Origin of the sequence: Streptomyces noursei (assembly GCF_016917755.1) — a bacterium.
Classification (GTDB): Bacteria; Actinomycetota; Actinomycetes; order Streptomycetales; family Streptomycetaceae; genus Streptomyces; species Streptomyces yunnanensis.
Genome location: NZ_CP070326.1, coordinates 4,081,910 through 4,101,836 on the forward strand (window position 1 = coordinate 4,081,910; position 19,927 = coordinate 4,101,836).

Consider the following 19,927-nt stretch of genomic DNA (forward strand, 5'->3'; position numbering starts at 1 on the left):
GCCCGGGTCAGATCTCGTAGACCGCGCCGGCCTTGGCGACCTCGACCGGCCCGTCGTAGACCTTCTGGGCGTCGCGGAGGCTGATGTCCGGGTCGGTCCACGGCGGGATGTGGGTGAGCACCAGTCGGCCGGCGCCGGCCCGCCGGGCGTGCTCGCCGGCCTCCCGCCCGTTGAGGTGGAGGTCGGGGATGTCCTCCTTGCCGTGGGTGAAGGACGCCTCGCACAGGAAGAGGTCGGCGCCCTCGGCGAGGCGCTCCAGCGCCGCGCAGGGGCCGGTGTCCCCGGAGTACGTCAGGGTGCGGCCGCCGTGTTCGATGCGGAAGCCGTACGCCTCGACGGGGTGGCTGACCCGTTCGGTGTGGACGGTGAACGGGCCGATGGTCATGGTGCCGGGGGTCAGCGTGCGGAAGTCGAAGACCTCGCTCATCGCCGCCTCGTGCGGCAGGTCGGCGTGCGCGGCGGTCAGCCGGCGCTCGGTGCCGGCCGGCCCGTAGACCGGCATCGGCGCGCAGCGGCCGCCGTCCGGCCGGTAGTAGCGGACGACGAAGTAGCCGCACAGGTCGATGCAGTGATCGGCGTGCAGGTGCGACAGGAGCACGGCGTCCAGGTCGTAGAGACCGCAGTGGCGCTGCAACTCGCCGAGGGCGCCGTTGCCCATGTCGAGGAGCAGCCTGAAGCCGTCGGCCTCCAGGAGGTAGCTCGAACAGGCCGATTCCATGGAGGGGAACGACCCCGAGCATCCGACGACGGTGAGCTTCATGCGGGCGTGAACCTCCGTGGGCTGGGGGCACCTCCCAGCGGTAGCTGGGGGAGGGCGGCAGCCGGCGGCTCCCCTTGGGGGTGGTGGTCCCGGCGGTGCCGTGCCGGGCTGCTGCCGGGTCCTTGGCAGTCGGTGCGGTGCCCCCGAGCGTAAGGCGCGAAGGGGCGTGTGACGCCTTTGGTGGGGCGAGCTGTGGGCGGAATCACCAGTCCGGGTGGGGGTTCGGCGGGCGGCCGTGCACCGGGCTTCCGGTGGGCGGAAAGTCCGCCGTGCCCGCGCCGCGCGGGGCGTGTCCGGCGGCGGCCCGGCGAAGCGCAAAGGGGTGGCTCCGGCGGACGCCGGAAGCCACCCCTTCGGGGGGGCGGGCCTATGCCCAGAGCTGCCCGTGCAGCGTCGCGATCGCCGCCTCGGTCGACTCGGCGGTGTAGACGCCGGTGGAGAGGTACTTCCAACCGCCGTCGGCGACCACGAAGACGATGTCGGCCGACTCGCCGGCGCGGACCGCCTTGCGGGCGACGCCGAGGGCGGCGTGCAGCGCGGCGCCGGTGGAGATGCCGGCGAAGATGCCTTCCGTCGCGAGGAGTTCGCGGGTGCGGCGGACCGCGTCCTCGGAGCCGACGGAGAAGCGGGTGGTGAGGACGGACTCGTCGTAGAGCTCGGGGATGAAGCCCTCGTCGAGGTTGCGCAGGCCGTAGACGACGTCGTCGTAGCGGGGTTCGGCGGCGACGATCTGCACGCCGGGGACGTGCTCGCGCAGATAGCGGCCGACGCCCATCAGGGTGCCGGTGGTGCCCAGGCCCGCCACGAAGTGGGTGACCGAGGGCAGGTCGGCGAGGATCTCGGGGCCGGTGGTGGCGTAGTGGGCGCCGGCGTTGTCCGGGTTGCCGTACTGGTAGAGCATCACCCAGTCGGGGTGCTCGGCGGCGAGCTCCTTGGCGACCTTCACGGCGGTGTTGGAGCCGCCCGCGGCCGGCGAGGAGATGATCTCGGCGCCCCACATGGCGAGCAGTTCGCGCCGTTCGGAGGAGGTGTTCTCGGGCATCACGCAGACGATGCGGTAGCCCTTGAGCTTGGCCGCCATGGCGAGCGAGATGCCGGTGTTGCCGCTGGTGGGCTCCAGGATCGTGCAGCCGGGGGTGAGCCGGCCGTCCTTCTCGGCCTGCTCGATCATGTGGAGCGCGGGCCGGTCCTTGACGGAGCCCGTGGGGTTGCGGTCCTCCAGCTTCGCCCAGATGCGGACGTCCTCGGAGGGGGAGAGGCGCGGGAGGCGGACGAGAGGGGTGTTCCCGACCGCCGCCAGCGGGGAGTCGTACCGCACGTCAGCTCTTTCCGCCGGCCACGGCGGGCAGGATCGTCACGTTGTCGCCGTCGGCGAGCTTGGTGGAGATGCCCTCCAGGAAGCGCACGTCCTCGTCGTTGAGGTAGACGTTGACGAAGCGGCGCAGCTGCTCGCCTTCGACCAGGCGCTCGCGGATGCCGGTGTGCCGGCTCTCCAGGTCGCTGAAGAGCTCGCCGAGGGTCTCGCCGCTGCCCTCGACGGCCTTCTGGCCGTCGGTGTAGCTGCGCAGGATGGTCGGGATGCGGACCTCGATGGCCATGGGAGTGCTCCTGTCGGAGTTCGGGGTGCGGTGGCGGGGCGATGTGCGGGCGGTGCGTCGGCGGCGCGCCGCGGCGGTGCGGGGATGCGGGCGGTGCGGCGCGCCGGAACGGCGCGGGGCACCGCGGGGAGCGGCGTGGCGCCGCGGGCCGGCGACGGTCAGCGCGCGGCGCAGCGCGGACAGATGGCGCTGGAGAGGCGGCACAGGTCGACGTGCAGTCGCGCGGCTCCGCCGCCGAAGGCGCCCAGAAGGGCGGAGGCGGAGCGGCGCGTGGCCAGCGGGGCGTGCGACAGCACACCCGGCCTCTGCTCGCTCACTCCGCACACGACACGGTCAACCATGCGGTCATCGTATCGATTCCCGGTCCGGGTTCTGGAACCCCGTCTCAGGATCCGGTCGGCCGCTGCACACCAGGTGGGACGGGGCACCGGCCCGGTCCGCCGCGCATGCCGCACCCGGGGGCGAATGCCCAGGTCACGGCCGCAGAGCGGATCCGGCATGAGGTCCGCCACGGGTCAGGCGTAGCTCTCGACTATCCGGACCTCTTCCTCGGTGACCTCGCCGTCCACGATCCGGAACGAGCGGAACTGGAAGGGGCCGGCGTCGTCGGCGTCGGCGGTGGAGACCAGGACGTAGTGCGCGCCGGGCTCGTTGGCGTAGGAGATGTCGGTGCGCGAGGGGTACGCCTCGGTGGCGGTGTGCGAGTGGTAGATGATCACCGGTTCCTCGTCCCGGTCGTCCATCTCGCGGTAGAGCTTGAGCAGATCGGCGGAGTCGAACTCGTAGAACGTGGGCGAGCGGGCGGCGTTGAGCATCGGGATGAACCGCTCGGGCCGGCCGCTGCCGGCCGGGCCCGCGACCACGCCGCAGGCTTCGTCGGGGTGGTCCTGGCGGGCGTGCGCGACGATCTGGTCGTGCAGGGCCTTGGTGAGGGTCAGCATGCGGCCAAGGATAAGGAGGTGCGTGCGGAGCACTCAGGCAAGGGTGGTGGTGGGAAACCGGTGGGCGGGCCCGCGCGTACCGAAAAGTGGTACGCGCGGGCCCGAATGCTGGACAGCCGGCGGTTTTCCCGCCGGGCGTCCCGGGGGTCAGCCCTTCTCGGCCGGCTCCACGGGGGTCAGCTGCGCGCTGTCCCGGCGCTTGATCGCCAGGTAGCCCACGGCCATGATGAGCGCCCACAGGGGGGCCGCGTAGAGCGAGATCCGGGTGTCCGGGTCGATGCCCATCATCACGATCACCATGGCGATGAAGGCCAGCGCGAAGATCGAGGTGTAGGGGGCACCGGGGGCCTTGAACTCGGACTGCGGCAGCTCGCCGCGGTTCGCCTTGGCCCGGTAGCGCAGCTGGGAGAGCAGGATGACGATCCAGGCCCACATACCGGAGATGGTGGCGAAGGAGACGACGTAGTTGAACGCGTCACCGGGCCACTGGTAGTTGATGTAGACGCCGAACAGCATCAGCGCGACCGAGATGCCGGTGCCCCAGGTGGGCAGGCCGGTCTTGCTGAGCCGGGTGAAGATCTTGGGGCCCTGGCCGTTGAGCGCCAGGTCGCGCAGCATCCGGCCGGTGGAGTACATACCGGAGTTGGCCGAGGACAGCGCCGCGGTCAGCACGACGAAGTTGACGATGCCCGCGCCGGCCGGCAGGCCGATCTGCTGGAAGGCGGCGACGAACGGGCTGACGCCCGGCTTGAAGGCCGTCCAGCTGACGACGGACAGGATGATGATGAGCGCGCCGACGTAGAAGAGGCCGATCCGCCACGGCACGGTGTTGATGGCCTTGGGGAGCACCTTCTTCGGCTCGTTCGCCTCGCCCGCGGTGACGCCGACGAGTTCGACGGCGAGGAAGGCGAACATCACGATCTGCAGCGTCATCAGCGTGCCGCCGATGCCCTTGGGGAAGAAGCCGCCGTGGCTCCACAGGAGGCTGAACGACGCGGTGTCGCCGGCCTTGGAGAAGCCGAGGGTGATGACGCCGAGGCCGATCAGGATCATGCCGATGATCGCGGTGACCTTGACCATCGAGAACCAGAATTCGAGTTCACCGAAGATCTTCACCGAGATCAGGTTGATGCCGAAGAGCGCGACGGTGAAGACCAGTGCGGACACCCATTGAGGTATGCCCTCGTTCCAGTACTGGACATAGGTGGCCGCGGCGGTCACTTCGGTGATGCCGGTGACGACCCAGAAGAGCCAGTACGTCCAGCCCGTGACGAATCCGATGAACGGGCCGAGGAATTCCCGGCCGTACTCGGAGAACGAGCCGGAGACGGGCCGGTACATGAGCAGTTCGCCCAGCGCCCGCATGATGAGGAAGATGACCAGACCGACGATGGCGTACGCCAGGATGATGCTCGGTCCGGCCTTGGAAATGGCCTTGCCTGCTCCGAGGAACAGACCGGTACCGATGGCGCCACCAATGGCGATCATCTGGATCTGGCGATTGCCCAGACCCCGCTGGTAGCCCTCTTCGGGGGCTTTGCCAGCGGCCTCGTTGCCGTCGTGATTCTTGTCGACCTGCACAGAGGTCATGAGTGGTGCGCCTTTCTCCATACCGACCCGGTTCTTTCCGGATCGGGTCCCGATCCCCCCGGATGGAGTTCCTGCACGCCGACGGTCGGCCGGCCCAGCGCTCCCGCAGCGACAGGGGTGGCGTCGCTGACGGCAGGTCGAGAACATTTATCACGGCCTGACGGAGATCGACCAGGGATGCCGTGAGCCAACGCACAGGTAAATCAGGACAAAGGGAGAAATCTACAACACACCACACGGGTCCAGTAACGCGATCGTTATCCGGATTTGAGCATCCGCTGAGCGAACGCGGGGTAAAGGCTCGGCCCCCGCGCCCCCGTTCGCGCCGGAGCCGCCGGGCGGCCCGCCGGTCAGCCCGTCAGCGCCTCGACGAGCGTCTCCTGGAGCCCGCCCAGCCAGAAGTAGGCCAGCACCATCGGCTTGCGCGGATCGCTGTCCGGCAGCCGCAGCAGTTCCCCGCCGTCGTCCTCGTCGGTGACCTCCAGCCGGGTGCCGATGGCCAGCCGGAGGTCGTTGAGCGCGCCGAGCCACTGCCGGCACTCGTCCGGCTTGAGCCGCAGCACCGCCCCGCCCCCCTCGGCCGACAGCGCGTTCAGCGCATGGACCAGCGCCAGGGCGTCCGAGCGCTTGCGGTCCCGCAGGTCGTTCTCGGTGTAGCGGCGGAACTCGGCGGAGGCGGCGCGCACGTCGTCGTCCGGGACGAGGTCGGGGCCGCCGTAGGCGTCCGGGAAGAAGCGGGCGAGCACCGGATCGGACGGCGGCTCACTGGGGCCCTCGGCGAAGAGCGCGGCCAGCATGGCGTCCTCGTCGCTGCCGGCGGGCTCCTCGCCCGGGCCGATCAGCTCCAGGAGTTGGACGGCGAGGCTGCGCAGGATGGAGATCTCGGCCTCGTCGAGCGGGGCCGCCGCGCCGCCTCCGGGCAGCGGTTCGAACCGGCCGGTCATCCGCGGTCCTGCTGGAGGGTCGCCCACAGGCCGTAGCCGTGCATGGCCTGCACGTCGCGTTCCATTTCTTCTCGGGTGCCGCTGGAGACGACCGCGCGGCCTTTGTGATGGACGTCGAGCATCAGCCGGTGCGCCTTGTCCTTGGAGTAGCCGAAGTACGTCTGGAAGACGTAGGAGACATAGCTCATGAGATTCACGGGGTCGTTGTGAACGATCGTGACCCACGGGACGTCGGGCTCCGGCACCGCGAAGGGGGCCTCACTGGTCTCCGGACGTTCGATCTCGACCGGCACGCTGAGGGTGCCGCGGTGTGGCCGGAGGGTGCTGATGGGTGACGGGTGGGCGCTCACAGGGCCCATGCTGCCACCCGCGGACGGCAGACGCACAAACGGCCCTGACGTGGGTCGCACCGGCGCGGCGCCGCGGGCCCCGGGGGCCGCCCGGACCCACTATCGTCAAAGTGACGAGTATTGGGGGTAGCATCTTCCTCATGAACACAGCAGACCTGGGGCTGCCGGTGGCCGTGCCGTCGACTGCGCTCTTCACCGACCAGTACGAACTCACCATGCTGCAGGCCGCGTTGCGGTCCGGCACCGCGGACCGGCGGTCGGTCTTCGAGGTCTTCACCCGGCGACTGCCCGAGGGCCGCCGCTACGGCGTGGTGGCCGGCACCGGGCGGGTGCTGGACGCGGTGGAGAACTTCCGCTTCGACGACACCATCCTGGGCTTCCTGCGGGAGCGCGGCATCCTCGACGGGCCGACGCTGGACTGGCTGGCCGACTACCGCTTCCGGGGCGACATCTGGGGCTACCCGGAGGGCGAGGTCTACTTCCCCGGTTCGCCGATCATGCGCGTCGAGGGCACCTTCGCCGAGGCGGTGGTGCTGGAGACGGTGATCCTGTCGATCCTCAACCACGACTCGGCGGTGGCCGCGGCCGCCTCCCGGATGGCGGTGGCGGCCGGCGACCGCCCGCTGATGGAGATGGGCGCCCGGCGCACCCACGAGCTCTCCGCGGTGGCCGCGGCCCGCGCCGCGTACGTCGGCGGCTTCCACGTCACCTCGGACCTGGCGGCCGGCTTCCGCTACAACATCCCCACGGTCGGCACCAGCGCGCACGCCTTCACCCTGCTGCACGACAGCGAACGGGACGCCTTCACCGCGCAGGTGGAGACCCTGGGCAGCGGGACCACGCTGCTGGTGGACACCTTCGACGTCACCGAGGCGGTGCGCTCCGCCGTGGAGGTGGCAGGACCGGGCCTGGGCGCGGTGCGGATCGACTCCGGCGACCTGCTGCTGATCGCGCACCGGGTGCGCCAGCAGCTGGACGAGCTGGGCGCGACCAAGACCAGGATCGTGGTCACCAGCGACCTGGACGAGTACGCCATCGCCTCGCTGGCCGCCGCGCCGGTGGACGCGTACGGGGTCGGCACCCAGCTGGTGACCGGCAGCGGGCACCCGACCTGCTCGATGGTCTACAAGCTGGTCGCGCGGGCGGACAGCAACGAGCCGGGCGCACCGCTGCGGCCGGTGGCGAAGAAGTCGATGGGCGCCAAGTCCTCGGTCGGCGGCCGCAAGTGGGCGGCCCGCCGGCTGGACGAGGAGGGGGTGGCCGAGGCCGAGGTGGTCGGCACCGGCCCGGTGCCGGCCGAGTTGACCGACCAGCTGCTCCAGGTGCCGCTGGTCAGCGGCGGCCAGGTGGTGGCCCGGGAGCCGCTGGACGCGGCCCGCAGCCGGCACATCGCGGCCCGCGCCGGGCTGCCGCTGTCGGCCACCCAGCTGTCCCGCGGCGAGCCGGTGCTGCCCACCGAGTTCGTCTGAGCGGCCCGCGCGGGCGGCGGCCGGCGGGTGGGTGCGGCGGGACCGCGCTCCCCCTCCCGCCGCGCGCCCGCAGTGGCTACCCTCGGTCACACCACGCCACGCGCCCCTTCGAACCCCAGCCGGAAGGCACGCACCATGCACCGGGCACTGATCGTCGTCGATGTACAGAACGACTTCTGCGAGGGCGGCAGCCTCGCGGTGGCGGGCGGCGCGGACGTCGCGGCGGCCATCACCGATCTGGTGGGCGCCGCGGCCGGCAGCGGCTACCGCCACGTCGTGGCCACCCGCGACCACCACGTCGATCCGGGCGACCACTTCTCCGACCACCCCGACTACCGCGCGTCCTGGCCCGTGCACTGCGTGGCGGGCACCGAGGGCAGCGGCTTCCACCCGAACTTCGCGCCGGCCATCACCTCCGGCGCGATCGACGCGGTGTTCTCCAAGGGCGCCCACGCCGCCGCGTACAGCGGCTTCGAGGGCACGGACGAGCACGGCACCCCGCTCGCCCGCTGGCTGCGGGAGCGGGGCGTCACCGAGGTCGACGTGGTCGGGATCGCCACGGATCACTGCGTTCGGGCCACCGCGCTGGATGCCGTCCACGAGGGGTTCGCCACTCGGGTCCTGCTGGACCTGACCGCCGGGGTGGCCGCGGAGACCACCGAGGCGGCCCTGGCGGAGCTGCGCGCCGCCGGCGCGGAGCTGACCGGCAAACCGGTGGTCGCCGGCGGCTGACGGTCTCGTATCGCGCCCTGGCGGCCGCTCGTCCTCACACGCCGGACGGGCTGGGAGTGCCCTGGCGCAGCAGGGCGCGTATCGGGTGCCAGGACTCGGTCTCGTCGTCGGGGGCCTCGCGCCAGACCAGGCCGTCGGGGTGGTGCAGCACCGCGGTGATCTCGTCGGGCGTCGGCGGCTCGGTGTTGCCGCGCAGGTAGACGGCCCGCAGTCCGAGGTTGCGCAGCCTGGTCAGGGCGCGCTGGCGGTTCACCGCGTGAACCAGGACCCGGATGCGGCAGCCGCCGTCGTACGGCCCGCAGAGCGGGCCGTGGTCCGGCCTGGGCAGCGAGAGGGCGACCACCACGCTTCCGCCCGGAAGCCTGATGAAGCCGCCTCTGGTCATCGTCATATCTCCCCCGTGAGACTCGGCGTCAACAAGGAACTGTAGGACGCATCTAAACGCCTATCGACCGCCGCCCGCTAGGGGGCGGCGGTCGAAAACGCTGTGACCTGCGATTTTTACTTTCTACTTACTCGCGGGGCCCACCGTGAGGATCACCGTGGAGCCGTCGCCGGCCTCCTTGGCGATCGCGATCTTGGTGTTGGTGTCAGGAACGATCACCCCGCCGGTCGGGTTCGCCTTGTCGTAGTAGACGCCGTGGCGGTCGTCGAAGACCCGCACACCGGGCTTGGCCGCGATCTTCACCGTGGCACCGTCCTTGTGGAGGGTGAGGGCGTCCGTCCGGGCGCCGGTGAAGGTCGCGTCGTAGGTCTGGAAGCGGTTGCGCATCAGCGTGCCGTCGGCCCAGCGCTCGGCTCGCGGGTGCGCGTCGACCGGGAGGATCCGCCCGACGCCGGGGTGCACGCCGACGTTGTTGTCCCGCTGCGAGGTGTCCCAGAGCCAGATCAGCACACCGTTCTGGAACGGGAAGTGCTCGACCCAGCCCGGCCGGGTGGTCTTCCAACCGAAGTTGTACGGGCCGGACTTGAGGGTCTTGTCGTAGGAGACGTACTGGCGGTTCTCGGCGAGGTAGTACTGCGGGTAGTCCTTGGTGAAGGACGCGCCGATCCGCGAGAAGCCCTTGCTGGTCCAGCCGTTGTCGCCGTGCTCGGCGTCGTCGGTGAACAGCGTGGCGCCGTCGGCGGTGAGGGTCAGGGCGTCGGCGGTGAAGCCCTTCTGCGCGACGCCGCCGTCGGTCTGGTAGCGGAAGCGCAGGCCGATCTTCTTGCCGGCGTAGGCGTCCAGCGGGAAGGCCAGGTCCTGCGGGGCGGTGACGGTGCCGGTCAGCGCGGGCTTGCCGGACGCGTCGCGCGGCAGGGCCGCGCCGTTCGCGGTGCCGTCCAGGGGCGTCCAGTTGGCGCCGCCGTCCGTGGAGACCTCGACATAGGCGTAGTCGTAGTCCTTCTCAGTGTCCCACCATCCCTTGAGGGTGAGCGCCGCGTGGGACTTGCCGGTGAGGTCCACCGTCCGGGTCAGGGTGTTGGAGAGGTCGTCGCCCATGCCGCTCCACCACTGCGTGGCACCCTCGGCGGGCTTGACGATCTCGGTGGTGACCTTCTTCGCGGGCAGGTCGACGACCAGCGCCTGCTTGTTCCTGGTGTTGTACTCGGCGACGCCCAGGGTGTGCCGGGACGGCGTGGCGGCCTTGGCGGTGGCGTAGTTGAGCCAGCCCAGTTGGAGCTTGTCCCAGGCGCTCATGTCGCCGGGCAGGTCGCCGATGGCGTCCTTGCCGCGGCCGAGCCAGGAGCCGGCGGACATCAACGACCAGAAGTCCACCGAGGATTCGCCCTTGCCGGTGGTGTCGTACTCGTCCGGCAGACCCAGGTCGTGGCCGTACTCGTGGGCGAAGACGCCGAGTCCGCCGTTCTCCGGCTGCATGGTGTAGTCGCCGACCCAGAAGCCGGTGTCGCCGATCTGGGTGCCGCCGGCCTTGTTGCCCGCGGGGCCCGTCTTGCCGGCGTCGGTGCCGTACGCGTACCAGCGGTGCGCCCAGATGGCGTCGGTCTTCTGGGCGCCGCCGCCGGCCGACTCGTCCTCACCGGCGTGCACGATCTGGAAGTGGTCGAGGTAGCCGTCCGGCTCGTTGAAGTTGCCGTTGTGGTTGTAGTCGTTGCGGTCCCACTGGTCGTACTGGGCGAGGTCGGCCTTGATCTGGGCGTCGGTGCGGCCCTGGGCCTTCTGGTCGGCGACCCACTGGTTGACCGCGTCGCGGATCAGGTCCCAGGCGCTGGGGCAGTTGGTGGAGCCGCAGTAGTTGGAGCCGTAGCGGGCCTCGTTCCACGGGACCCGGACCCAGTCGGAGACCTGGCCGTTCACGGAGTAGCGGCCCGAGGACTGCTTCTCGTAGTACTTGGCCAGCGACTCCTTCTTCTTGTCGTGCGAGAAGTAGAGGTCCTGGTAGTGCTGCCGGTTGAAGTCCGCCTGCCAGGCGGTGCTGTTGTCGTTGGCGCGGTCCGGCTTGGCTATCTGGTTGTGCGCCGGGCCGGGAGTGCCGCCGTACTTCTTGACCGGGGGCAGCGGGCCGTCGCCGTCCGGGTCGTACATCGTGGTGTCGTCGACCTTGTCGCCGAAGTCCACGAGGATGGTGAAGATCTTGTCGGTCTTCTCCCGGGCCAGTTCGACGTACTTGCCCTTGCCGAGCTTGACGACCTTGGAGCCGCCGCGCTCGGTCGCCTTGGCGTCGCCGGATATGACCTGCTGGAGCGCCTCGGTGCGTTGCGCCCGCTGGCGGTCGCTGAACGGGCCCTTGAGGTCGTGGGCGTCGGCCCGCTCGGGCGCCGGGTCCTGGCGGACGGCGGAGGCGGCGGAGCGGACGGACGGCGGGGTGTCGGCCGCGGCCGCCCCGGTCGAGAGAACGGCCGCCCCGGTCGCGGCGATTGCCGTGGCCAGGGCGGCCGTTGCGAACAGTCTTCGGTGGTGTCTCACTTGGCGAAGCCCTCCCCAGTAACTGGCCAATACTGGAGGGCATTCGACCGGATGTGGGGAAGAAAAGACAGATCTTGACGTGTGTGTGCACGCCCAAGTACGTTATCCGGCTTGCTTTTCACAGGTATCGGACAGCGGACCCATAGCTTCCGGATCGCCCGACGACCCCGGGCTCCGCGCGGGTGGATATGCCCCAGGGGCATGCGCCCCCGCCGTCAGCAGGCCGGATGTCCCCCGGGGCGCCTTGTCGGAAGGATCCGCGACCGGCCCGTGCGCCCCCGTGCTCCGGACCGGTGGGTTAGGTCACGCTTACCTAGCGTTCCCCTCGGGCACAAGGGATCGTAGGCTCGTTCGGTGGCGCGCCGCCGATCGCCCGCTCCCCCTGCCGACCCTCCGAGGACGGATTCCGCCATGCCTCGTCCGACCGCCACCCAGCTCGTCTACGGTTCGGCAACCGTCTTTCTCTCCACCCTCGCGATGCTGTTGCTCTCGCAGACCCAGACCGGGATCGGGGTCGCGGTCATCGCCCTGGCCGGCCTCGGGCTCGGGTTGCTGGTCGCGATGACCGCGCCCATTCCGGGGATGTCGCGGGTGGTGCGGCGGGGCGGCGGGAGCCCCGTGGCCCCCGAGGCCCCCGCGCCGCTGCGGGCCGTGCCGACCCCGGCCGAGCAGCTGCCGCGGCAGCGGACCGGGGCCCGGGTCGGCGAGCACACCCGCTGACCGGCGGGAATCCGACCCCCGTCAACTCCCTTGCCGGCAACGGGTGTCAGTCCGTGGCGACCACCACGGTCCGGGCCGCCTTGTCGTGCAGGCACTGTTGATAGGGCTTGTCCCAGGTGCACCACAACACGTTGACCAGCCAGAAGATGAAGCCGCAGCACGGGACGATCTCCGGCAGGGTGTAGACCGCGGCCCGGGTCCAACCGGCCTGCGCGGTCGGGATCGAGCCGTCGGAGAGCATCGCGACCCGGATCCGCATCGCCATCTTGCCGACCGTCTGCCCGCGGCTGGTCAGCATCAGCCCCTCGTAGATCAGATACGCCAGCATCGTCACGCCGGACACCGTCGCCTGCTTGCTGGTCTCCACGCTGCTGGTGCTGAAGTAGTCCACCCAGCCGACGATCGCGTTCATGATCAGGCCGACCGGGATGCCGATGAGGAGCGCGTCGATGATCCGGGCCAGCAGCCGCTTGCCGCGGTTGGCCAGCGGCGGCATCCCGGCCAGCGGGTCGGCGCCGTACTCCCCCGCGCCATAGGGACCGCCCGCAGGGGGACCGCCGTACGGGCCGCCGCCGTAGGACGGCGGGGGCCCGGCACCCGGGGGCGGCGGGGGCGGAGGACCACCAGGGGGCGGAGGGGTGCCCGGTGGGGGGCCGCCCGGTGGTGGGGGGCCGCCGGGGGGCGGGGCGCCCGCGCCCGGGCCGGCGCCGTACGGGGAGCCGTTGCGCGGAGCGCCACCCGCCGGGGGCTCCTGCGGCTGCTTCAGGAACGGGTCGTTCTCCGGCGGTTCACCGGGGCCGGGCCGGGGCTGGTCGGTACTCATGGCCCGAGTCGACCCCTTGCCGGCGGGCCCCGCATCCGGCGACGTCCGATCGGGGTACCCGGGCCGTCAGGGCGGGTGACGACCCGGGCAACGACCGGGTGACGGTCAGTCGGACGCCGCGTCCGAGGCGATGAAGGTGCGGGCCAGCTTGTCGTGCCAGCACTGCCGCCACGGCTTGTCGAACACGCACCACAGGGCGTTGACCACGCCGATCGCCAGGACCCCGAGCACGCTGTAGACCAGCCAGCGCTTGATGGCCTGCGCCAGCACCGGGGTGTCGTGGCTCTCGATGTCCAGCACCCGGACGCCGCAGAGCTTCTTGCCCAGCGTGCGGCCCCACTTGAGGGTCGGCAGCACCTCGTAGAGGCCGCCGCCGATCAGGACGACCGCCAGGATCGCGAGGAAGACCGGCGCGGTGGTGCCGTCGACCAGATACACCGTCACCTGGCGGCCGGACTGCTTGGCCGCCTCGACCTTGGCGTCGATGTGGCCGGTGACCGTGGACCACAGCGGCAGCGCCACCGCGAGGGTGATCAGCGCCAGCACCACGGTGTCGATCAGCCGGGCGGCCAACCGGCGGCCGAGCGGCGCCGGATGGCCCTGCGCGGCCTGCGCCGCGGCGAAGAAGACGTCGGAGGACGGCGGCTTCCAGGGGATGACGCCGTCGTCGCCGGCGGCACCGCCCTGCGGCGGGAAACCGGTCGCGGGCGCCGGGGCGGCCGGCTGCTGTGGCGCCACGGGCGGCTGCTGCGCGGCCGGCGACTGGGCCGCCTGCGGGGCCGGCTGCTGCGCGGCCGGTGCCCCGGTGGCGGGCAGGGACTGGGGGGCGCCGCCGGCCGGGCCGGACGTGGGCCGGTCGTCCGCCGGCAGCCGGAAGGCCATCGTCTCGTTCTTGGGGGCGGGGCGGCCACCCTCGCCGGCGTCCGGCCGGACGGCGCGGAAGGCGGTGGTGCCCTGGTCTCCGGCAGGCGCCTTCCCGGGCGGGTTCCCGGGCCGCACCGCGCGGATCGCGGTCGTCCCCTGATCGCCGGAACCGCGGCGGCCCGCCGGGTTGACGGCGCGGATGGTGACCGTCCCGTCGGCCGGGGCGTCCGGCGCCGGGGCGGGGGCGTCACCGGCCGCGGCGGGGTCGCCCTCCGCGGCGCGCTGCGGCGGGAGGTTGGCCCAGGAGGCGCCGCCGGCCGGCGTGCCGGCGGGGGCCTGGCCGGGCGCGCCCCAGGAGATCCGGGCGTCCTCGCCGAAGCCGGACTGCCGGGAGGCGTCGGCGTGCCAGGACGTCGCCCCTTCCGGGCCGGCGCCGTGCAACCGCGCCGGGTCGTCCCAACTCGCGCCGGGGGCCTGGCCGTCGCCGTGCGGGCGGACGGCCCGGGCCCCGGAGCCGGCCGGGTCCGCCTCGTCCAGGAACACCGGGCCGGTCTCCTCGACGGCGGCGGGCGCGGGGGACGCCGAGTTCGTGCCGGGCGGCGGCGCCGGCATCGGCTCGCCCTCGGCGGGGGCCGGGCGGCTGGTGCCCGGCACCCACGCGGCACCGTTCCAGTACCGGATGTAGCCGGGGATGGACGGGTCCGGGTAGAAGCCTGGCGTGGGGCTGCCGCCGGCGGATCCTGAGGTAGGGGCGCTCATGTCCGAAGTCCCGTATCTGTTCTCGGCCTGGTGGGTGTCGGGGTGCAGTCTGCCGCAACGCGGCGTCCACATCTATCAGACCCCGGGTCGTAACCGTGTTCCTCCCCTGCCCCGGCAACCGCGGGGAACTCCCGGAAAAAAGTTCTCCGAAGTCGTGTAAGAGTCCGGCCGCCAGCCGCTCTCTCCCGGTGCGGGCCCGCGCAGGGTCGCGCGCAAGGAGCCGGAGAGAGGCGGAAAACGATGCACACCGTGGTGGAACGAGAGTTGGAACTGAACATGGTCCTGTCGCCGGAGCGAAGCATTCCGGTGCCGGCCCGACTCACCTACCGGACGGATGACCCCTATGCCGTCCACGTCACCTTCCACGTCGGGTCGGACGCCCCCGTCCACTGGACGTTCGCCCGCGAACTGCTCGTCGAGGGCGTGTTCCGGCCCTCCGGCGAGGGCGACGTACGGGTCTGGCCGACGAAGCTGGACGGCCGCAGCCTGGTCTGCATGGCGCTGAGCTCGCCGGACGGCGACGCGCTGCTGGAGGCGCCGGCCGCCGCGGTGTCGGCCTGGCTGGAGCGCACCCTGCGGATCGTGCCGCCGGGCTCGGAGAGCACGCACCTGGGCATCGACAAAGGACTGAGCGCCCTGTTCGCGCTGGCCTCCCGGGACGACGCCGGGCCGAACGGCCCCTGGCCGGCGGACGAGTCCCCGGAGCCAGGGGCGTAGACGGTGGCGTCGCACTCCCCCCGGCACTTCCCCCGGTACGCCTCCCGGTGCCGGCCCCGCCCGGCGGCCGGCAGCACGGGTCGACACGACCTAGTCGCCGCGGTACGTCTCCAGCAGCCGCAGCCAGATCTCGCTGATCGTCGGATAGGCGGGGACCGCGTGCCAGAGGCGTTCGACGGGCACCTCAGCGGCGACCGCGACGGTGGCCGAGTGCAGCAGTTCGCCGACGCCCGGCCCGACGAAGGTGACGCCCAGCAGCACCTCGCGGTCCAGGTCGACGACCATCCGGGCGCGCCCGCGATAGCCATCGGCGTACAGGGACGCACCGGCCACCGCGCCCAGGTCGTAGTCGACGACGCGGATCCGGTGCCCGGCCCGCTCGGCCGCGGCGGCGCTCAGGCCCACCGCCGCGGCCTCGGGGTCGCTGAAGACGACCTGGGGGACGGCGTGCCGGTCCGCGGAGGCGCTGTGCGCGCCCCAGCGGTCGGACTCCAGGATCGGCACCCCGCGGGCCCGGGCGGCGATCGCGGCGCCGGCGATCCGGGCCTGGTATTTGCCCTGATGGGTGAGGAGGGCACGGTGGTTGACGTCGCCGGCGCCGTAGAGCCAGCCGCCGGGCACGCCGGTCGCCCGCAGGGTGTCGTCCACCTCCAGCCAACCGCCCGGCGTCAGACCGACGGTCTCCAGCCCCAGGTCCTCGGTGCGCGGCGCGCGGCCCGTCGCGATCAGCAGCTCGTCGGCGACGATCTCGTCCCCGGGGCCCAGGACGACGGTGACCGGCCCGCCCGGCGCCTCCCGGCGCACCTCGCGCACCTCCGTCCCGGTCCGCAGGAACACCCCGGCCTCGGCCAGCGACTCGGCGACCAGATGCCCGACGAACGGCTCCATCCGGGGCAGCAGCCCGTCGCCGCGCACCAGCAGCGTCACCGAGGCGCCCAGCGCGCGCCAGGCGGTCGCCATCTCGACGCCCACCACCCCGCCGCCGACGATCACCAGCCGACCCGGCACCGTCTTGGAGCTGGTGGCGTCGCGGCTGGTCCACGGCTTGGCCTCGGCCAGCCCGGGGACGTCCGGCAGTACCGGGCGGCTGCCGGTGCACACCGCGACCGCGTGCCGGGCGATCAGCGTCCGCCCGCCGTCGACGGTCACCCGCCGCGGCCCGGCGAGCCGTCCCCGGCCGCGTACGAGGTCGATCCCGGCGGAGTCCAGCCAGCGGACCTGCCCGTCGTCCTTCCAGTAGGAGGCGAACGCGTCGCGGTGGGCGAGGACGGCGGGGGCGTCCAGCGGCCCGGCCACCGCGTCCGTCAGCCCCGGCACCCGGCTCGCCTCGGAGCGGGCGGTGACCGGGCGCAGCAGGGCCTTGCTGGGCATGCACGCCCAGTAGGAGCACTCCCCGCCGACGAGCTCGTGCTCCACCAGCACCGCGCTCAGGCCGGCGGCGTGCACCCGGTCGGCGAGGTTCTCACCGGTCGGCCCGCCGCCCAGCACGATGACGTCGTAGGTGTCGGGCGCGGCCCGGTCGCCGCCGGCCGGCCCCCCTCCACCGGCCGTCTCCGTGCCGTCGGTCGCCCGGGTCGCTTCGCTCGCTCGGTTCGCTGACATCGACGCTCGCTCCCTGCCGCGCATGGGGTGGGCCGGGGTCCCACGGCCCTAACGGCCATCCTCTTCCCGGCGCGGGCTCACCGCATCCGGCGTTCGACCGCTTCCTTCGCCTCCGCCAGCCCCGCGCCGGTCACCTCGCGGTAGACCTTGATCGCGTGGACCGTCTTGCCCTTCGCCAGCAGGGCGTCGACCTCGGCCATCCGCGGGTCCTCGACCTCCTCGACCCCGAGGTGGGCCATCAGCAGGTCGACCTTCTGCTCCAGTCGCGCCATCCGTCGCTCCAGCGGCTTCGTACGGCGGTCGGTGGCGGAGGCGAGCACCGCGACGGCGAGCACGAAGACGGCGAGGGCGCTGAAAGTAGTGTCCATGCCAGGAAGCCTACGGTCCCTGACCTGGGCGAAGGACCCCCCGCCTCTCCCCCGCCGCCGTCGCACCCCGACACCCGTGAAAATCAACGGACTTGGTGATCTAAGGTCGTTCCCCACCGATGTCCGAACGGGGGACCCAGGGATGGACGACCACACGACGCACGACGTCCGCACGACGGACCACGACCACGCGGCGGCCCACGACCACGCCGCGGACCACGACTACCTGGCGGGCAGACACGCCCCGGAGGGCTCGCCCGCCCACCGGCTCCACCTCTGGATCGCGCGCCTGCACGACGTCATGACCCTCTTCTACGAGCAGTTCATGCACGAGGGCTGGGAGCACGAGTACACCGCCGGTTCGCTGCCGGAGCTGGAGGAGGCGCTGCTCGGCTTCTGCTCGCACGACGACGGCAAGGACGACGGCAACGCGCTGTACGTCGAGGCCGTCGCGGCCTACCTGGGCGAGACGCTGCTGGAGGAGGCGGGCGGGCGCTGGGACTGGGACGCGACCGCGGGCACCGACGGGCTGCCCGTCGTCCGCCCGGACCCGGCCCTCGCCCTGCCGCCGGTCGTGCCGCTGCTCGTCGTCGGCCAGGCGCTGCGCGAGAAGTCGGGGCAGGTCCTGGCCACGGCGGTGCGCCTGCTGCGCGCGGCGGTCCGGGACCGGCAGCGGGAGCACCCGGAGTGGTGGCCGCGGCGGGTCCGCACCCCGTGGGTGCACACCGGCTCGATCATCTCGTCCTGCCGCGCCGCGGAGCGCTGGCGCAACCAGCGCATGGTCGACTACCTGCACTGGTGGGCCGAGGAGGCCGGCGGCCGGGAGCACTGGCTCTTCGCCCCCGCGTCCCTGGACGCCCTGCAGGCGCTGCTGCGCAAGCACTTCCGGACGGTCGAGGACTACGACCGGGTCGCGGACGAACGGTTCTGGATCATGGCCGCCTGGTACGTGGGCCACTACGTCGTCGAGAAGAAGGACGCGCTGTGGCAGTACCGCGAGGTCGACCCCGACGCCCCGCCCGGCACACCGCACGCGGCGGACGACCACTGGACCGGCAGCGCCTTCGTCAGCCAGCGGCTCCGCCACGACGGCCACGCCGCACACCCCTGGGCGATGCTGCGCGAGGCCGTCGCCGGCAAGGACCTGCACGAGATCGTGGACCGCTTCCCCGATCCCCGCCCGCACGGCGAGTACGCCGAGGCACCGCCCTGGCCCGAGGCCCTGTGGCCGCAGGCCCGCCCGGAACACCTGGCGACGCCCGCCCTGCCGCCCCTCACCGAGGCCGAACTGGCGGCACTGACCGCGGCCGACGACCTCGCGGGGCCGGACTGGTGCAACAACCACCGGCTCCACACCTGGCTGGCCGAACGCCGCGCCGCCTTCCCCGCCTGGGCCGACGCGGCGGGCGGCGGAACGGCGGCCTGGGACTTCTCCCCCGCGTCCCTGGACCGGCTGGAAGACCTGGTGCGCGGCCGCTTCGCCACCTACGAGGAGATAGCGGCCGCGCGGAACGATCCCTTCCTGGTCGGCGCCGCCTGGTACTTCGGCGAGGTCCAGGTCAGGGAGTGCGGCGCCCTGTGGCGGTGTCGCCCGCAGCCCCCCGAGGACCCCGAGGACCTCCACGACGTCCCGATGGTGCAGGCCCCCGAACCCGCCCCGGACGAGGACCAGGACGAGGACTGGGAAGACGACGAGGACGACGAGGACGAGGACTACGTCCACATCTGCGACCCGACGGGCGAACTGCGCGCACTGCTGCTGCGCGGCCCGGAGAACCATCTGCGGGCCGCGCTGGAGCACTACAACTGACGGCCCCTCAGGCCAGCGTCAGGCCAGCGGCTGCGTGAACCGGATGCGGTTGCCGAACGGGTCACGCAGACCGCAGTCGGTCCCGTACGGACGCTCGGTGGGCTCCTCGGTGAACTCGACGCCCCGGCCCAGCAGCGTCTCGTAGGTCTTGCGGCAGTCGTCCGTGGTGAAGATGAGCCAGCCGCCCATCGCGCCCTTGGTCACCAACTCCCGGACCTGCTCCGCCGTTTCCTCGGACATCGCCGGAGCGCCGGGCTTCTCCAGCAGGATCTGGCGCTCCGGGTGCCCGGGGACGCTGACGGTCAGCCAGCGCATGAAGCCCAACTCGACGTCGGCGGCGACCTCCAGGCCGAGCTTGCCCACGTAGAAGTCGAGGGCCTCGTCCTGGTCCAGGACGTATATCTGCGATTGCGTGATGGCGTTGAACATGGGGATCACGCTACTGACCACACCGGACGAATACTTATCCGAAACTGCTCAGTCGCCGGACAGTCGGGAACCCGGCCGCATCCATGCCATCGCGAAGCAGGTGGGGACGCCCGCGGCCGGAGTCTCCTTGCGGTACGTCCGCGGCGACCGGCCCACGATGTCGCGGAACGTCCGACTGAAGGTCCCCGGACTGCCGAAGCCCACCTCGAAGCAGATGTCCGTCACGCTGCGGTCCGTCTCCCGCAGCAGGAACATCGCCCGCTCGACCCGGCGACGCTGGAGGTAGCGGTGCGGCGTCTCGCCGAACGTGGCCCGGAAGGTGCGCGTGAAGTGCGCCTGAGACACATGCGCGATCCGCGCCAGGGCCGGCACGTCCAACGGCTGCGCATAGGCGCGGTCCATGGCATCCCGCGCCCGCAGCATGCGGCGATTGCTGTCCTCTACGGCCCGACTCACGGCGTGATCACACCACAGCCGACCGCCGCCCCCGACAGCCGGGTACGCCCTGGAGCCTGCCCGACGGGGCTGTGGCAGCCGGGCTCC

Annotated in this window: 21 protein-coding genes; 5 read left to right on the plus strand and 16 right to left on the minus strand. The window is 72.1% G+C overall.

All coding sequences use genetic code 11. The annotated features are described in order from the left end of the window. Nucleotides 1–7 precede the first annotated feature (7 nt). The 8 genes from JNO44_RS17985 to clpS form a co-directional block, all read right to left on the minus strand. Nucleotides 8–760, minus strand: a complete 753-nt coding sequence (locus JNO44_RS17985) for an MBL fold metallo-hydrolase (RefSeq protein ID WP_205365267.1) — start codon at nucleotides 758–760, stop codon at nucleotides 8–10. Nucleotides 761–1,127: 367 nt separating this feature from the next. After that, nucleotides 1,128–2,078, minus strand: a complete 951-nt coding sequence (locus JNO44_RS17990) for a PLP-dependent cysteine synthase family protein (RefSeq protein ID WP_067351082.1) — start codon at nucleotides 2,076–2,078, stop codon at nucleotides 1,128–1,130. Nucleotide 2,079: 1 nt separating this feature from the next. Continuing rightward, nucleotides 2,080–2,358 (minus strand): MoaD/ThiS family protein, encoded by a 279-nt coding sequence (locus JNO44_RS17995; protein ID WP_205365269.1) that lies wholly within the window; start codon nucleotides 2,356–2,358, stop codon nucleotides 2,080–2,082. A 158-nt stretch (nucleotides 2,359–2,516) separates the two neighbouring features. Next, a complete protein-coding gene (locus JNO44_RS18000; protein WP_189855820.1) occupies nucleotides 2,517–2,699 on the minus strand; it encodes a putative leader peptide in 183 nt (60 codons plus the stop codon). Nucleotides 2,700–2,873: 174 nt separating this feature from the next. Continuing rightward, a complete protein-coding gene (locus JNO44_RS18005) occupies nucleotides 2,874–3,299 on the minus strand; it encodes a M67 family metallopeptidase (RefSeq protein ID WP_205365271.1) in 426 nt (141 codons plus the stop codon). 147 nt (nucleotides 3,300–3,446) lie between these two features. Continuing rightward, nucleotides 3,447–4,889: an amino acid permease gene (locus JNO44_RS18010; protein ID WP_205365272.1), complete on the minus strand. Its 1,443-nt coding sequence runs from the start codon at nucleotides 4,887–4,889 to the stop codon at nucleotides 3,447–3,449. Nucleotides 4,890–5,239: 350 nt separating this feature from the next. Then, nucleotides 5,240–5,833, minus strand: coding sequence for a DUF2017 domain-containing protein (locus JNO44_RS18015; RefSeq protein WP_073442417.1), 594 nt, complete (start codon nucleotides 5,831–5,833; stop codon nucleotides 5,240–5,242). Next, nucleotides 5,830–6,162, minus strand: a complete 333-nt coding sequence (clpS, locus tag JNO44_RS18020; RefSeq protein ID WP_205369997.1) for an ATP-dependent Clp protease adapter ClpS — start codon at nucleotides 6,160–6,162, stop codon at nucleotides 5,830–5,832. Before clpS ends, JNO44_RS18015 begins: the two co-directional genes overlap by 4 nt. Before the next feature lie 161 nt (nucleotides 6,163–6,323). Between clpS and JNO44_RS18025 the strand changes: the two genes are divergently transcribed. Continuing rightward, nucleotides 6,324–7,652, plus strand: a complete 1,329-nt coding sequence (locus JNO44_RS18025; RefSeq protein WP_205365273.1) for a nicotinate phosphoribosyltransferase — start codon at nucleotides 6,324–6,326, stop codon at nucleotides 7,650–7,652. 135 nt (nucleotides 7,653–7,787) lie between these two features. Further along, nucleotides 7,788–8,384 (plus strand): isochorismatase family protein, encoded by a 597-nt coding sequence (locus JNO44_RS18030; protein ID WP_073442419.1) that lies wholly within the window; start codon nucleotides 7,788–7,790, stop codon nucleotides 8,382–8,384. 34 nt (nucleotides 8,385–8,418) lie between these two features. Here the strand turns inward: JNO44_RS18030 and JNO44_RS18035 are convergent, their stop codons facing one another. Together JNO44_RS18035 and JNO44_RS18040 are read right to left on the minus strand one after the other, a co-directional pair. Further along, the gene (locus tag JNO44_RS18035) at nucleotides 8,419–8,775 is read right to left on the minus strand and encodes a hypothetical protein (protein WP_102924184.1); all 357 of its coding nucleotides are present in this window, start codon (nucleotides 8,773–8,775) and stop codon (nucleotides 8,419–8,421) included. 117 nt (nucleotides 8,776–8,892) lie between these two features. Further along, the gene (locus JNO44_RS18040; protein WP_205365274.1) at nucleotides 8,893–11,292 is read right to left on the minus strand and encodes an immune inhibitor A domain-containing protein; all 2,400 of its coding nucleotides are present in this window, start codon (nucleotides 11,290–11,292) and stop codon (nucleotides 8,893–8,895) included. 411 nt (nucleotides 11,293–11,703) lie between these two features. Between JNO44_RS18040 and JNO44_RS18045 the strand changes: the two genes are divergently transcribed. Then, complete coding sequence (locus JNO44_RS18045; protein WP_205365275.1) at nucleotides 11,704–12,012, plus strand: hypothetical protein; 309 nt, start codon at nucleotides 11,704–11,706, stop codon at nucleotides 12,010–12,012. A 46-nt stretch (nucleotides 12,013–12,058) separates the two neighbouring features. Here JNO44_RS18045 and JNO44_RS18050 read toward each other — a convergent pair whose 3' ends face one another. Together JNO44_RS18050 and JNO44_RS18055 are read right to left on the minus strand one after the other, a co-directional pair. After that, nucleotides 12,059–12,835 carry an RDD family protein gene (locus JNO44_RS18050; protein ID WP_205365276.1) on the minus strand — a complete coding sequence of 259 codons (777 nt, stop codon included), beginning with the start codon at nucleotides 12,833–12,835 and terminating at the stop codon, nucleotides 12,059–12,061. Between the two features lie 105 nt (nucleotides 12,836–12,940). Next, nucleotides 12,941–14,458: an RDD family protein gene (locus JNO44_RS18055; RefSeq protein WP_205365277.1), complete on the minus strand. Its 1,518-nt coding sequence runs from the start codon at nucleotides 14,456–14,458 to the stop codon at nucleotides 12,941–12,943. 240 nt (nucleotides 14,459–14,698) lie between these two features. Between JNO44_RS18055 and JNO44_RS18060 the strand changes: the two genes are divergently transcribed. Then, nucleotides 14,699–15,175, plus strand: a complete 477-nt coding sequence (locus tag JNO44_RS18060; RefSeq protein ID WP_073442424.1) for an SsgA family sporulation/cell division regulator — start codon at nucleotides 14,699–14,701, stop codon at nucleotides 15,173–15,175. A gap of 90 nt (nucleotides 15,176–15,265) precedes the next feature. On the opposite strand, the gene JNO44_RS18065 is transcribed toward JNO44_RS18060, so the two are convergent. Both JNO44_RS18065 and JNO44_RS18070 read right to left on the minus strand, forming a co-directional pair. After that, on the minus strand, nucleotides 15,266–16,777 hold the full coding sequence (locus JNO44_RS18065; RefSeq protein WP_240167576.1) for a dihydrolipoyl dehydrogenase family protein: 1,512 nt from the start codon (nucleotides 16,775–16,777) through the stop codon (nucleotides 15,266–15,268). 77 nt (nucleotides 16,778–16,854) lie between these two features. Next, a complete protein-coding gene (locus JNO44_RS18070; RefSeq protein WP_205365278.1) occupies nucleotides 16,855–17,145 on the minus strand; it encodes a hypothetical protein in 291 nt (96 codons plus the stop codon). 142 nt (nucleotides 17,146–17,287) lie between these two features. Between JNO44_RS18070 and JNO44_RS18075 the strand changes: the two genes are divergently transcribed. Then, nucleotides 17,288–18,955, plus strand: a complete 1,668-nt coding sequence (locus tag JNO44_RS18075; RefSeq protein WP_205365279.1) for a hypothetical protein — start codon at nucleotides 17,288–17,290, stop codon at nucleotides 18,953–18,955. 18 nt (nucleotides 18,956–18,973) lie between these two features. Here the strand turns inward: JNO44_RS18075 and JNO44_RS18080 are convergent, their stop codons facing one another. Both JNO44_RS18080 and JNO44_RS18085 read right to left on the minus strand, forming a co-directional pair. Further along, nucleotides 18,974–19,384, minus strand: a complete 411-nt coding sequence (locus JNO44_RS18080; protein ID WP_039641541.1) for a VOC family protein — start codon at nucleotides 19,382–19,384, stop codon at nucleotides 18,974–18,976. Between the two features lie 48 nt (nucleotides 19,385–19,432). Then, nucleotides 19,433–19,840, minus strand: coding sequence for a helix-turn-helix domain-containing protein (locus tag JNO44_RS18085; RefSeq protein WP_205365280.1), 408 nt, complete (start codon nucleotides 19,838–19,840; stop codon nucleotides 19,433–19,435). Between the last annotated feature and the right edge of the window lie 87 nt (nucleotides 19,841–19,927).